We start from the raw sequence: 13,985 nt of genomic DNA, 5'->3' as shown, positions 1-13,985 counted from the left end.
CCATAAAGGGATAGCCGAAAACCTCCCGGAGAACATCCATGTCCTTTCAAAAACGCGGCCGCGGACCTAAGAAATTCTAGGCGGGAAACAGCCCTGAAAATGGAGCACCACTGACACATCACGAGAAATCCGATGATTTCTCGCGCTGGGTCAGCTGATTTTTGGATTCGGAATCCAAAAATCTCTCCATTTTCAGGGCTGTTTCCCACCAAGAATTTCTAAGGTTCGCTTTGAGCGTTTTTGAAAGGACATGGATGTTCTCCGGGAGGTTTTCGGCTATCCCTTCATGGAGCTGGCGCATCCGGCCGGCAGGACAAGACTCATTACTAAGGTGGGACCTAAAACGGGGGCGTCGTATGGGATTGGACTGGCGGGAATTTTATGGCTTTGGGAGGTGTTAGAAGACAGGGGAAATGAAAAAAGGATTAAAACAGTGTGCTGAACAGTTTAAAATGAACTGTATAAAAACAGTTTTAAACTTAACTGAAAACTTACCCGGAAATTTACCCGTAAACTTACCTCGAAACTTACCGGAGAAGCAAGTTGTTTTTATAAATAACTTGCTGTATAATATGTACAGTGGACTTTATATTTGATGATATGAGGTTTAATAGAAAAAAGGAGAAAGAATATGAAAAAGTTTAAAAGAGCAGGAAGTGTGTTTCTTATGGCAGTGATGATGGGGGTTTTGGTTTTTGGGTGTTCTTCTAACGAGGATGAGAAAAGGGCTGACGCGAAAGACGGTGCAAAAACAGAGGTACAGGATGCCGAGGATGAGGGGGCGGAAGAACCTGCAAAATTACTTGTTGCAGCGGCAGCCAGTCTGGAGTATTCTTATGAGGACGAACTGATTCCGATGTTTGAGGAGGAGAATCCAAATATTACCGTAGAGGGGACATACGATAGTTCGGGGAAATTGCAGACGCAGATCGAGGAAGGGATTGAGGCTGATGTATTTATGTCGGCAGCTATGAAGCAGATGAATGCATTGGTTGACGAAGATCTGGTGGATAAGGATTCCGTAGTGAAGCTTCTGGAGAATAAAATTGTGCTCATTGCCTCTGCAGATTCTGTCCTGGATCTGCAGGAATTTACGGATATTACGAAAGCCGGATCAATTGCTATTGGCGACCCGGCAAGTGTTCCGGTAGGGCAGTACTCACAGGAAGCGCTGACATCTCTTGGTATCTGGGACGAAGTGTCAGCAAAAGCGAGTCTTGGTACGAATGTAACAGAAGTGTTGAACTGGGTTGCAGAGGGAAGTGCGGAGGCAGGGATTGTTTATGCTACCGATGCAGCAACAACGGATAAAGTGAAAGTGGTAGCAGAGGCGCCGGAAGGCAGCCTTGCAGAAAAGGCAATCTATCCGGTAGGTGTTGTCTCTGCTTCAGCACAGAAAGAAGCAGCGGAGAAATTCGTGGATTTCCTGCAGAGTGACAAAGCAATTGCAGTATTTGAAAAATATGGATTTATACAGAATAAATAGTATAAGAAAATGAAAGCGGAGGGCTCAGGATGGATTTATCACCGATACTGATATCGATGAAGACAGCAATGACGGCGATTGTGATTACCTTTTTTGCAGGGATAGCAGTCGCATACTGGGTTGTAAACATGAAGCATGAAAAGATCAAAATGGTTTGTGACGGAATCCTGACCCTGCCGCTTGTGCTCCCCCCCACTGTGGCCGGCTTTTTCCTGTTGTATATTTTCGGGATTAAGCGTCCGGTCGGTAAACTGCTCCTGGATTTTTTCGGAGTAAAAATTGCATTTTCCTGGTGGGCAACTGTCCTCGCGGCAGTGGTCATATCATTTCCATTGATGTACCGCTCTGCGCGCGGGGCTTTTGAACAAGTAGACTTTAATCTGCTATATGCGGGAAGGACGCTGGGAATGTCCGAGTGGAGTATTTTTTGGAGGATTCTGATCCCAAACGCCCTTTCAGGCATCTTATCCGGGGGAATTCTGGCCTTCGCAAGAGGGCTGGGAGAGTTCGGGGCCACTGCCATGATTGCGGGCAACATCGCAGGAAAAACGCGCACCCTTCCCCTTGCGGTCTACTCCAACGTGGCGGCAGGGGACATGCATGGGGCATATCAGTATGTGCTGATTCTGGTTGTAATCTCGTTCTTTGTAGTAACAGGAATGAATTATGTAACCTACGTGTTTGGAAAATATGGCCGGAGATAAGCGCTGCCTCCGGAAGAATAAAAGAAAAAGGAAAAGAGAGAAGGTGCCGCTATGTTTCATCCGGTTATAAAACTGAAAGTCTACAATGAAGATCTGGTATTTGGTCCGGGGCTGATAACTTTACTGGAATACCTCAGGCAGACCGGTTCCATGAAAGAAGCATGCGCCGCCATGGGAATGTCCTACAGCAAAGGCTGGAAGATCGTGAACCGGGCGGAAAAAGAACTGGGATACGAGCTTTTACTGCGCCGGCACGGCGGCAGTATGGGAGGAAAATGCGAATTGACGGAAAAAGGGGACTCTTTAGTCACGCGGTACAGAAATATGGAAAAGATGGTAAACCAAAAAACTCAGCAGGCATTTAAAGAATACTTTCCAGAGTATACAGTTGAAACACAATGACTGACAGTACAAAAAATAAAGAATCTCTTTTGACATATCAAAATAAAGCGATCTAATAATTACATCCGTACTCCAGTCCCCATCCGTCTCAGCACGTCGATGCCCACCCGGTTACTAAGCCCTTAACTACCAATTGGATGCACCAGCGAATGCCAAGGCGAGTCCGGCGGCTGGCGGGGCAATGTCTGTTGGTGAAAAGTCCATAAAGCAAGCGTTAGAAGCTGTTGAAGAAAACGGAGCGGAAAGGGAGGGCAGAATTTTCCTTACCAGGAAAATTCTGGTGCCGCCTGCGGCGCGAATGCATCGGCATTCGGGCCAAATGCGGCACGTACCTCCCTTTCCGTTCCGTTTTCTTCTACAGCTTCTTAGCGAAGTGTCCGGACTTTTCACCAACAGACATTGCCCCGCCAGCCGCCGGACTCGCCTTGGTATTCGCGTCCCTCCTCCAATACTTAATTTTGGCTTAATAATCATCGTTTCGGTAGATTTCCACAGTCAATTGGAGTATAATAAACAAGGCTTGTGAAAAAGCTGATTATACAGGAGGTTGAGATTATGTGGACGAGATATGATTTAAAGATGAGAGGACGGGAGGCATTCCTGAGAAATTACTGGGCTTCGGTTGTTGTTGCACTGGTGATGTCCGTTGTAGCAGCGGTTTTCAGCGCCACAAGTTCTCATGGTTCCAGGGGATTCCGTGGAAATTATAGTGGGTGGGGTTATTTTTCAGAGTATTCCCTGCTTTGGGCTGCGCTTGCAGGAATCGCTGCAATACTGGGCATAGGTTTACTTCTGCTGGCCATTTTTGTCGGTAATGTACTTATCGTCGGCGGCTGCCGTTATTTTGTACTGAACCAGACAGAGATGCCGACAGTCGGATATCTTGGATACGGTTTCAAAACCGGTCATTATGGCAACATAGTCCTGGTCATGTTCCTGCGGGATTTGTTTACCTTTTTATGGACTTTGCTGTTTGTCGTGCCGGGAATCATAAAGCATTACGAATACCTCATGGTGCCGTATATTCTGGCCGAGAATCCCGGAATGGGAAGAGAGGAAGCATTTCTGATCAGTAAGAAGATGATGATGGGACAGAAATGGGAAGTATTCGTTCTTGATTTATCCTTCCTGGGATGGAGGATACTTGAATATATAACATTTGGAATAGTTGGAATATTCTATGTAGAGCCTTATTATCAGGGAACAATGGCGGAATTATATAGCGTAAACAGAACATTGGCTTACCAGAATGGGTATATTCGGTAGGGAGATGGGAGGGGGACGCCTGCCTGTGACGGTTTATGCTGTACTGGAGGGGATCTCTGTGGGTGCTTTGGGATACCGGCCGTTTAGCCTAGTACTGCATTGCGCAAATAACAGTGATATAGTGCTTGATATCTGCGTCAGGTGTGCGCCCGCGAAGCGACGGCGTAGTGGATCCTACGGCTAGCTTCGCGGGCGTGCACCTGGCGTAGATAGCGAGTACTATATCACAGTTATTTGCGCAACGCAGTACTCGTTTTCGTAAGGATAAAATTGAAAAATCTGATGGAACCAGCGACATGCAGCCTCAAATCTGATGATTTGAGGCCTTAGTCGCCTCAGACTTTGCCTGGTGAGGCAAAGTCTGTCCATCAGATTTTTCAATTTTATCCTAACGAAAACACGGCACACTTAGAGGCATCCCAAAGCACCCACAGAGATCTCCTCCGGTGCAGCATAAACCGTCACAGGCAGGCTGGGTGCATCCTGGCGGAGGTGAGGATATGGTTGGGAGTGTAACATAGGGGACGCTATACGGTTGAGGCGAGACGGGGGAAGGCTGATAAAAGGAAAGAGCTGTTGCAGTTTGTATGTGCAGCAGCTCTGAGAAAAGGGAAAATCTATCTGTTGTTTTGAATTGTTTTATTAGGCGAAGTCCAATGGCCGCAGATGCAGTGCTGCAAGTGCAGCCATTGTCTTCTGTTTTTCATGTTTATAGAATATCAGGTAATTGTGAATGCATTGTGACAACATTTGGAAAATTTTATTAATTAAATATAAGATATTCATAAACTGTATAATAGAAGAGAGGGCATCGGATCGTGTATTTACCGTATCAGCTTGCGGTAACGTCGAAGCTGAGGCAGCAGGCTCATTTGCCCTGGACAGTTTCTAGTACATCGTAAAATAAGTAACTGACTCCTAAGCTGAGATAAATTTTCGAGAGTGCTGCTCCACAAACGTAGGCGTTGGGCTACGCTGAGGCTTGTGGAGCAGTGCTATCGGAAATTTAGGTCGGTTTATGTGGCAGTTAATTATTTTACGATGTACTAGGGCCCTGCAGTTATATTTTCAATTGAATATTAACGGCTGTCAGGATATAATAATTTTATATTTATCTTGAAAGAAGATTCTGGGGGATTGGTTATGGAGAAGAATGAAATGAAAAAAGAAAAGTTTGCGTCTGATACTTCAAAACGGAGCGCAAAAGATTGGGTGAGGGCGCTGGCAGTCCTGTTGGGGGGATTGATCGTGGCGCATTTGGGGGTCACTCTTTTTCTGTTGTCTGAGCTGGGAACAGATACATTTACGGTCTTCATTCAGGGGCTTGCGAGGACGGTGCATTTGACTGTGGGGACGGTACACGTGATTATACTTTGCATCTTGATGGTTATTATGCTGTTGACCACAAAGGGGTACATAAAACCGGGAACCGTAGTGTGTGCATTCTGCGGCGGCCCTATTATTGATTTGTTTACGTGGATGTTTCAGGGATATATTAACGGAAGTGCTTCCTTGATTCTTAGGATCGTCAGTATGCTGGCGGGATGTGTGATTCTGTCTGCAGGAATGTCGATTGTAATCAACAGTAATGCGGGCACCGGGCCGAATGATCTGGTTGCCATCATATTATCGGATAAATTGGAAAAAATAGAGTTCAGATGGGTCAGAGTCGGATGCGACTTATTCTTTGTTGTGCTTGGATTTTTCCTTGGAGGAACAGTTGGTATCGGTACAATTGTGGCTGTTTGCCTAACGGGACCGCTGGTTCAATTCTGGCTTCCGAAAACGAAAAAACTGGTGGCAGGGATCGAAAAGGGGCGGTAAGCCCCTGGGGGTTAAACCTTTCATGGATCGTCAGACGGGGCATGGCCATCAGACGGTTCCTTTATGGACAATGTGCATGGCATTTTTGGAGGATTCCTGCCAAAGTTCTTTCTTCTGCTCATACATACTGTACAGCCATTCTATGGCTGAGTCCATGCCCTCGTCTGACATGGGAAAGGATTCATGCTCTTTCTTTTCTTCGGGGGTTTTTTCAAAAGACCATGGTTCCGGGTAAACAGTGGCTGTGAATGTCTCTTTGCTGTCATCTACCCTGAATATATAACGCATTCCGCCATGGGATCCGGAAAAGGGCTCCCTTTTTAGTCCCCCTACGGGGATTAGTTTTTTATCGATCATAAACGTCACATACCTTTCTGAATGCTATTAGTAACGGGAATCCGTTCTGCAGAAGATTATAGCATATTTCAGGAGAATAGGGCAATTTAAGTTAAAACGTGGAAAAAATTAACGGTGATATTAAAAAAGTAATATAATAGAATAATCGAAGGGCATCCCGTAACACATGCCCTGCGGGCGGGTCTGCAGCAAAGCAGCAGAATAAGGTGTGATTAATTCAGTCTCAGGAGGGCAGATATGAATGATATGATGAGCAGTGCCGACAGTTTAGTCTATGTAATCGATGAAACATATCACATAGTTCATTTTAATGATGTGCTGCAGGAAGTGTTCCCGGAAATACATAACGGGGATATTTGTTACGAGGTGCTCTGCGGGGACAGCTCTCCGTGCCGGAAATGCCCGCTTGCAGAGGGGAATGCTTCTACGATGGATATGTATAATGAAAAATTAAAGTGCTGGGTGGAACAGAGTACAGGGAAGATCGAATGGCCCGGGAAAGGAGCATGCAGCATTATTATTTCCAGAAATATTCCGGAACATAAACTGCCGGAGGCAAAAGAAGGCGGGGCTTGCGCAGAAGGCATCAATTCTCTCACCGGTCTCTATAAAAAAGGGAAATTCTTTCAGGCAATGGAGGCCTTTCTGCGGGACGCGGGGGAGGAAAGGTATTGCCTCGTGGCCGTGGATATTGAACATTTTAAGCTGTTTAACGAATGGTATGGGAAAAAAGCGGGGGATGAATTTCTGGTAAATTTCGCAAAGTGTCTGAGGGAGATCAGGAATGAATACGGCGGGCTGGCCGGTTATTTGGGTGAGGATGATTTTGGTCTCCTGATTCCCTGTGATGAGGGACATCTGGACTGTCTGCAGAACCGCATTCTGAGGTTTGTCAGACAGTACAGAGGGAATGCCGGATTTCTGCCGGCCTTTGGTGTGTATGAGATTACGGACAGATCCGTGCCCGCCAGCATGATATATGACAGGGCTGCTATTGCGATGTCTATGGTAAAGGGAAATTATGCAAACCGGATGTGCCGGTATGATGCGGTTATGATACAGAGAATGGAAGAGAAACATTTGATGCTTTCGGAGGTGCAGAGAGGGCTGGAGAATGGCGAATTCACATTCTATCTGCAGCCAAAATGCAATATGAGTACCGGGCGCATTGTGGGAGTGGAGTCCCTGGTAAGATGGCAGCATCCGGAACGGGGGCTGGTCACGCCGGGAGCGTTTATACCGCTTTTGGAGCAAAGCGGATTTATTGCCAAACTGGATCTTTATATCTGGAAAGAGGTCTGCAGATATCTTAGAAAATGGCTGAATGAAGGGAAGACGCTTCTTCCGATTTCAATCAATGTATCCAGGGTGGATATTTACACGCTGGACGTGGCAGAGTGCCTGAAAAGTATGGCAGAGGAGTACTGCCTTCCGGCAAATCTTCTGGAGATCGAGATTACCGAGAGTGCTTATGCGGAGGAGTACCAGAAGATTACAGGTGTGGCGGAGCAGCTGCGCGGCGCAGGATTTACGGTTCTGATGGATGACTTCGGAAGCGGCTATTCTTCACTGAATATGCTGAAAGATATTAATGTGGATATCCTGAAAATTGATATGAAATTTTTGGATATGGATGAAAAGAGCGCGGATAAGGGGCTGGGAATACTCGAAGCCATTATCCGGATGGCTACGCTCATGGGATTGCGTATTATAGCAGAGGGGGTGGAAACCGAAGAACAGGTTAAGGTGCTCCTGGAAATGGGGTGCCTGTACGGACAGGGGTATTATTTTTTTCAGCCGCTTGCCATTGAGAGTTATGAAAGACTGCTGGAGACGCCGGAAAACTTTGATTACAGAGGGATAAAGGCAAGGGATGTAAAAAGTCTCAGTATTAAGGATCTTCTGAATGCGGACATATTCAGTGAGACAATGATCCATAATATACTGGGCGGGATCGGGATTTATAAAGTATCCGGTGACCATGTAGAATTGCTGCAGGTAAATGAACACTATTATAAAGTTACGGGAAGCAGTCCGATTGATCTGGAAGCGCAGCGTATGCAGTTCCAGAGCGGAATATATGAGGCGGACCGGAAAGAACTTCTGGACATCTTTCAACGGGCGGATAAAAACAGGCTGAACGGCGGCAGCGGACAGATCCGTCATATCCTGGCCGATGGTTCTGTCATCTGGATACGGCTGCACGCCTTTTTCCTGAAGGCACAGGAGGACGGCAGAATCTATTATGGAGCCGTTTCAGACGTTACGGAACAGAGACGGCGGGAGCAGATCATCACGGAGAATATGAAAACACTGGAGATATTCCGCAGTCAGGCGCTGTATGATTTTAAAGTCTGCCTCACAAGGGATAGCGTGTGCGGCGGAAGTATTGACAGCTGGGTGGGTGAGACCGGATGCAGTCAGATTATGCTGTTAGAAGGTGCATCGGATTACATGTGCAGCGAACTGATTCTGCCTCGTTATCAGGATCTGTTCCGGACATTTACGGATAAAGAAAGAATGTATCAGGCATATCAAAACGGCAAGGTTATGGAAAGCATGGATTATCAGCGGATGTACAAGGGGGCTCCGAGCTGGATGCGGATGCTCATGCACTATACCCGGTCAGAGGAAAACGGTGAGGTCTATGCCTATATATTTGTGACAGATATCGACGCGCAGAAGAAGCAGGAGCTTCAGCTGGCCAGGATGGCCGAGACGGATGCTATGACAGGCCTGTATAACCGCTGCACTGCCAAGAAGAAAATTGAGGATTATATGAAAGAATATCCGGATGAGGAGTCGGCAGTGATTATGTTTGACATGGATAATTTTAAGACGGCAAATGATGTGTTCGGGCATGCGTACGGTGATTCCATGATCCGTAAGAATGCGGAGAAGCTGAACAGTTATTTCAGGGAGAATGATATTGTATGCCGTATGGGCGGAGATGAATTCCTTGTTCTATGCAGGAATATCAGGGAAGAAGCAGTGAATGAGAAACTGAGGCAGATCCTTTCCGATATGGAGGTTACTTACCATACAGGAAAAAAGGCGATCAAATTTTCGATATCGGCTGGGTATGCGATGATTCCACGGCAGGGAAATACATTTGACGAGCTGTACAGGAAAGCGGATACTGCACTGTTCACAGCAAAAATGAATGGAAAAAGTACATTCGCTCAATACGATTCCGGTATGAAGGAGGTTCGTCCGGAGCTGGCAGATCCGGAAAAGACTTCGGAATAAAAGGAAAGAGTCACAGTAACTGTGACTCAAGGGGGAAAAAGTTTATGAAAAAGTGTTCTTTTCTTTTGAACAATTATAGTATACCTTTTACTTGTGGAAAAATTGTGATACATTTTTGAATGAATTGTAAACAGATATAAAATAAATTATGAAGAACGGCGATATAAAGAATGAAACGAGTATGGAAAAGAATCTTTCTGGCTGCGGGTATCATGTGCGCTTTGGATTGTGTGGCAGTAGGTACATTTTTTAGTATGGCGGTGGGGCGCTCCTGTGTCTTCTTTCGAAAAAAGAGAGACAAAAGGAAAAAAATGTGCAGGAGGACAGTACAGAAAGAGGCGGAAGAACTTAAAGAACGTAGTGAGGGAATCCAATGGATCGAGGGGATGCACTGTGAAAGTGTGCACATAAAAAGCGAAGACGGGCTGAGGCTAAAGGGATATTATCTGGAGGCAGAGCAGGCTGAGCGAATTGTTGTGATGTTCCATGGCTGGCGTGGATCCTGGCGGCATGATTTTGGGGCGTGCCTCAAATGGCTTTACGAAGAAAACAGCAGCCTTCTGCTCGTAGAACAGAGGGCGCAGGGGGAAAGTGAAGGAAAATATATGGGATTCGGGCTGCTGGAGCGCATGGACTGCCGGAAATGGTTAAATTGGCTGGCAGAAAGGAATGCCAGCCGCCTTCCTGTCTATCTTTACGGCGTATCCATGGGTGCGGCAACCGTACTGATGGCGGCAGGGGAGAAGCTGCCGGCAGAGATAAAAGGGGTAATTGCCGACTGCGGCTTTACCTCCCCTTATGAGATGGTATACCGTTTTGGACGAACGAACTTTAAACTGCGGGAACATCCGGTTATGGATCAGCTGAACTGGCTGTGCAGGAAGCGCGCCGGTTATGACCTGAAGGAATATAGTACGCTTGAGGCGATGAAACACTGCAGCGTGCCGGTTCTTTTTATCCACGGCAAGGCGGACACATTTGTGCCCTGTGAGATGACGCTTCGCAATTACGAGGCCTGTACGGCAGAAAAGAAGCTGCTGCTGGTGGACGGGGCGAAGCACTGTATGAGCTTTATAAAAGACCGGGAAGGTTATACGAAGGCGGTTATAAAAATGTTCGCTGACAAAGAAACATTTGAAAATGGAGAGGTGGTTTCCTGAGTTCTGCAGATTCCGAAGAAATATGCGATCCTAAACTTTTTATTGGAGCAGAGAAAACAATAAGTTGATATAAAAAGCAATCAGAGTTTGTTAAAATATTACTTATAATAGTATGTTACGGAGAGGATGAAAAAAGTGAAAATTACAAAGGAACAAAAAGAAAATGCCGTAAAAATGGCACGGGAAAATCAAATGAATTATGGCATGAGCTGTTCAGAATCTGTTTTTAATGCATTGATTCGAAGCGGTATTATCGACTTGCCGGAAGACTACACCAGAATCGCAACCGGTCTGTCAGGCGGAGTAGCAGCATCAGGAAATACATGTGGTGCAATTTATGGAGGACTCATGGCATTGGGGTGGGTGTATGGAAGAAAGGACCCCTTTAAACAGCCGCAGGCACCGGATCCATCTAAGCAGGAGGAATTCGAAAAGGATTATCGCTTTAACATGCTGCGCAGGTTCAATGGTTTTGTCCATGAAATGGAAGAGAAAGTAGGGACAACCAGATGCTGGGATGTGGTAAAAGGCAGCGGTGATTATTTTGATGACAAGAGAGTGATGAAATGTCCGGATATCATTGTTACAGCAGTCGAAACAGTCATGAAATATCTGGAATTAAGTGAAGAAGAGAACAAAAATCTGGAGTTCGGTTATAACATTTTAGGGTTTCAATAAGATCAGGAGATAAATATACCAAAAGGGCGCCCCGTAACGCATACTCTGCGGGAGGATCCGCAGTAAACTGCGGAATAGTGCTTACTAAGGAGGAAAATGATGTATATTTCAGAAGAACAAAAAGGATTGGCAAGGCAATATACTGATGAGAATATTAAAGCTGGATTAAACTGCTCAGAATCTGTATTTAATGCGTTGATACGTGCGGAACTGCTTGGTCTGCCCGGCGAAGCAACAGCATTGGCATCAGGGATTAATGGCGGTGCAGCAGGAACCGGGCATACCTGCGGCGCTCTTGCAGGTGCTGTTATGGCTGTAAGTGCGGTATATGGAAGACCTGATCCGATTCATAATGCGGTAAACATGCTGAAGGATCCTGGGAAAAAGCATGAGGTAAAAGATCCCAAGGAAGATTATCGCTATTATATGATGAGAAGATTCAACAATGTAGTCGGTGATTTTGCAAAAGAAATGGGTACAACACAGTGCCAGGAGATTATTGACCGTAATGGAGGTTACTGGAATGATGCCCGTCAGGCGGAATGTGAGTATTGCATTAAATTCGGCGTCGAGGTTGCTTTAAAATATCTGGAAATGGAGCAGGAAGAAGCCGACAAGCTTCCATATGCAGTTAATATATTTGATTGGGAATAAAAGAACACTGCCTGGTATATTTTCAATAAATGCTATTGTAAATATTGGAGAAATTGGTTATGAACACAAAAGATATTCATAATTTTATTGTGGTGACAAAAGCTGGGAGCATGTCTAAGGCAGCGCAGCAGCTGTATATTACTCCCCAAGGTTTAGGAAAAAGCATTAAGAGTCTGGAAGAAGAGATTGGCGTTCCGCTATTGATTAGAACTTCCAAAGGCATAAGGCTTACAGAGCGGGGAAAAGTCTTTTTAAGCATGGCCGAAAAGCTATATGTAGAATTAAAAAAACTGGAGGATTTATTTGTAGGAGATATCGATTCTACATGCGGAAAGCTTAGAATTTCTTCGGCGTTGGGAATTTTGGCGCAGGTAACGCCAGAATATCTTTTATCGTTTAATAATCTGTTTCCAAATGTCAAGGTAATGATTATGGAAAAGGCAGATGCCTATGTAGAGATGGATGTAGAATCTGAAAAGGCCGATTTAGGACTGGCTAAAGAGCCCGTGGATCATAATCGGTTAAATGTTTACCCCATCGACAAGAAGAGACATTGTGCGTTGGTCTACAGAGGACATCCGCTATATGAGAAGGATAAGATTTCTGTCAGGGATTTGGAAAAAGAAAAAATCATAATTATGAATAAAGAGTTTAAAGTATACCACAAATTCAAAGATCTCTGCAGACAATATAAATTTGATCCCAATATTTACTTTGAGACAACTGAGATCCGCATGGCGCATAAGCTGGCTCATTTACAAAAAGGGATTGCAATTACAATTGAAACAGAGACAGACAGCAGCATGTATGATAATCTGAAGCCCGTTTTCTTCGAAGAAGAATTTTTATGTGAATGGATTGCAATTACACGAAAAGATGTAAATCCGTTGACCAGGGAAATGTTAAAACATCTGGGACTAGACATTTAAAATCAATTAGAATATTGCCCTGACTGCATCAGCGGGCGGTCAAATAAGTCTGGCCGGCAGACCGTATGCAATGGCCACGGAACGTTCACCTTTTGGAAGATCCAAAATGGCGGACGTTCTTTTAGTGCAGAAAAATGTACAGGTATGGTAACAGTTCAGGCCTGTCTGAACTGTTACCTGGTATGAATATCTTCAGCAAAACAATGGGTGATAGCGTTTGAAGCCGGAGCGTTTATATGATAAGATAAATTATAATACACTGAAAAATGGAGGAAGCTATGACAGCGCAGATAAAAAATGCATTGGCCATGACGGCCTTTGGGACCATCTCCATTTTTGTACGGGGGATTGCCCTTAGTTCCATGGAGATAGCCTTCTGGCGCGGGAGTATTGCGCTGGTGGTATTGTGGTTCATTAAAAAGGCCTTTTATAGGGAAAATAAAGTACATATCAGCAGGAAACAAAAAGTTCTCCTGTTTTTATCAGGGATGGCGGTTGGCTTAAATTGGGCGCTGCTGTTTATGGCTTATGAACATACGACTATCGCGGTGGCTACGTTGGCCTATTATTTTGCCCCGGTGATTGTGATGATAGTGTCGCCCCTTTTGTTTAAAGAGCGGATGACGCTGTTTCAGCTTTTGTGTTTCGTAATGGCAACTGCAGGGCTTGTACTTGTGGTGAGTGCCGGTAACAGTATGTCAGGCGGGAGCAGGGCGGGCATTGGCTTTGGACTGGGAGCCGCTGTGTTCTATGCTGCTGTAGTGCTGATGAATAAATGGATCCGTGAAGGGAGCGGGCTGGAACGTACGATAATCCAATTTTTCGGGGCAGTGGCCTTGTTGTTTGTGATTCTGATGGTGCAGGGCGGGTTCCGGATTCAGACTGCTTCCCCCGGAAGTATTGGAAATCTACTGATAGTAGGAGTGATTTATACAGGGCTGTGCTATTGGCTGTATTTTTCATCGATAAAAGATTTGGCTGGGCAGCAGACGGCCATCCTCAGCTATCTTGATCCCTTTGTGGCAATTCTTGTCTCAACGTTGTTTTTTCGGGAGCCTATACGGGTGCTTCAGGGAATTGGCGCCGTGTTAATTCTGGGATTTACCTGTGCTTACCAGCTTGACAGAGGCCAACGTGACGCCGCGGACAAGGAGTAGGCAGGGGGCTGCAGAATTTGTCAATATAAAGGTATCCCCAGAGGGCATCCCGTAATCCATGCCCTTGCGGGCGGGCCTGCAGCAGAACATTATATACTTAGGAAAATACAGGGTCAACT

General features: G+C 45.5%; 12 protein-coding genes. 11 read left to right on the top strand and 1 reads right to left on the bottom strand.

Annotated features, from left to right (window positions below; translation table 11 throughout):
- Nucleotides 1-631 precede the first annotated feature (631 nt).
- The 5 genes from modA (at nt 632) to BN1938_RS14685 (ending at nt 5,682) form a co-directional block, all read left to right on the top strand.
- Nucleotides 632-1,486 carry a molybdate ABC transporter substrate-binding protein gene (gene modA / locus BN1938_RS14710; protein WP_050641324.1) on the top strand — a complete coding sequence of 285 codons (855 nt, stop codon included), beginning with the start codon at nt 632-634 and terminating at the stop codon, nt 1,484-1,486.
- A 29-nt stretch (nt 1,487-1,515) separates the two neighbouring features.
- Complete coding sequence (modB, locus tag BN1938_RS14705) at nt 1,516-2,190, top strand: molybdate ABC transporter permease subunit (protein ID WP_050641323.1); 675 nt, start codon at nt 1,516-1,518, stop codon at nt 2,188-2,190.
- A 51-nt stretch (nt 2,191-2,241) separates the two neighbouring features.
- A complete protein-coding gene (locus BN1938_RS14700) occupies nt 2,242-2,592 on the top strand; it encodes a winged helix-turn-helix domain-containing protein (protein ID WP_050641322.1) in 351 nt (116 codons plus the stop codon).
- A 555-nt stretch (nt 2,593-3,147) separates the two neighbouring features.
- Complete coding sequence (locus BN1938_RS14690; RefSeq protein WP_050641320.1) at nt 3,148-3,858, top strand: DUF975 family protein; 711 nt, start codon at nt 3,148-3,150, stop codon at nt 3,856-3,858.
- A 1,143-nt stretch (nt 3,859-5,001) separates the two neighbouring features.
- Nucleotides 5,002-5,682 (top strand): YczE/YyaS/YitT family protein, encoded by a 681-nt coding sequence (locus BN1938_RS14685; RefSeq protein WP_173020127.1) that lies wholly within the window; start codon nt 5,002-5,004, stop codon nt 5,680-5,682.
- 48 nt (nt 5,683-5,730) lie between these two features.
- Here the strand turns inward: BN1938_RS14685 and BN1938_RS14680 are convergent, their stop codons facing one another.
- Complete coding sequence (locus tag BN1938_RS14680) at nt 5,731-6,039, bottom strand: hypothetical protein (protein ID WP_050641319.1); 309 nt, start codon at nt 6,037-6,039, stop codon at nt 5,731-5,733.
- 237 nt (nt 6,040-6,276) lie between these two features.
- Between BN1938_RS14680 and BN1938_RS14675 the strand changes: the two genes are divergently transcribed.
- The 6 genes from BN1938_RS14675 (at nt 6,277) to BN1938_RS14650 (ending at nt 13,866) form a co-directional block, all read left to right on the top strand.
- A complete protein-coding gene (locus BN1938_RS14675) occupies nt 6,277-9,288 on the top strand; it encodes an EAL domain-containing protein (protein WP_050641318.1) in 3,012 nt (1,003 codons plus the stop codon).
- A 170-nt stretch (nt 9,289-9,458) separates the two neighbouring features.
- Nucleotides 9,459-10,448: an alpha/beta hydrolase gene (locus tag BN1938_RS14670; RefSeq protein ID WP_050641317.1), complete on the top strand. Its 990-nt coding sequence runs from the start codon at nt 9,459-9,461 to the stop codon at nt 10,446-10,448.
- Between the two features lie 135 nt (nt 10,449-10,583).
- The gene (locus BN1938_RS14665) at nt 10,584-11,126 is read left to right on the top strand and encodes a C-GCAxxG-C-C family protein (protein WP_207642677.1); all 543 of its coding nucleotides are present in this window, start codon (nt 10,584-10,586) and stop codon (nt 11,124-11,126) included.
- A gap of 96 nt (nt 11,127-11,222) precedes the next feature.
- Nucleotides 11,223-11,780, top strand: coding sequence for a C-GCAxxG-C-C family protein (locus tag BN1938_RS14660; RefSeq protein ID WP_082203022.1), 558 nt, complete (start codon nt 11,223-11,225; stop codon nt 11,778-11,780).
- Between the two features lie 59 nt (nt 11,781-11,839).
- The gene (locus tag BN1938_RS14655) at nt 11,840-12,709 is read left to right on the top strand and encodes a LysR family transcriptional regulator (RefSeq protein WP_050641314.1); all 870 of its coding nucleotides are present in this window, start codon (nt 11,840-11,842) and stop codon (nt 12,707-12,709) included.
- A 278-nt stretch (nt 12,710-12,987) separates the two neighbouring features.
- Nucleotides 12,988-13,866, top strand: coding sequence for a DMT family transporter (locus tag BN1938_RS14650; RefSeq protein WP_050641313.1), 879 nt, complete (start codon nt 12,988-12,990; stop codon nt 13,864-13,866).
- Nucleotides 13,867-13,985: the final 119 nt, after the last annotated feature.

Source organism: Eubacterium sp. SB2 (assembly GCF_001244405.1).
GTDB classification, from domain to species: domain Bacteria; phylum Bacillota; class Clostridia; order Lachnospirales; family Lachnospiraceae; genus Faecalicatena; species Faecalicatena contortus_B.
Note: the sequence above shows the minus strand (reverse complement) of the source record. Positions and strands in the feature narration are given on the sequence as shown.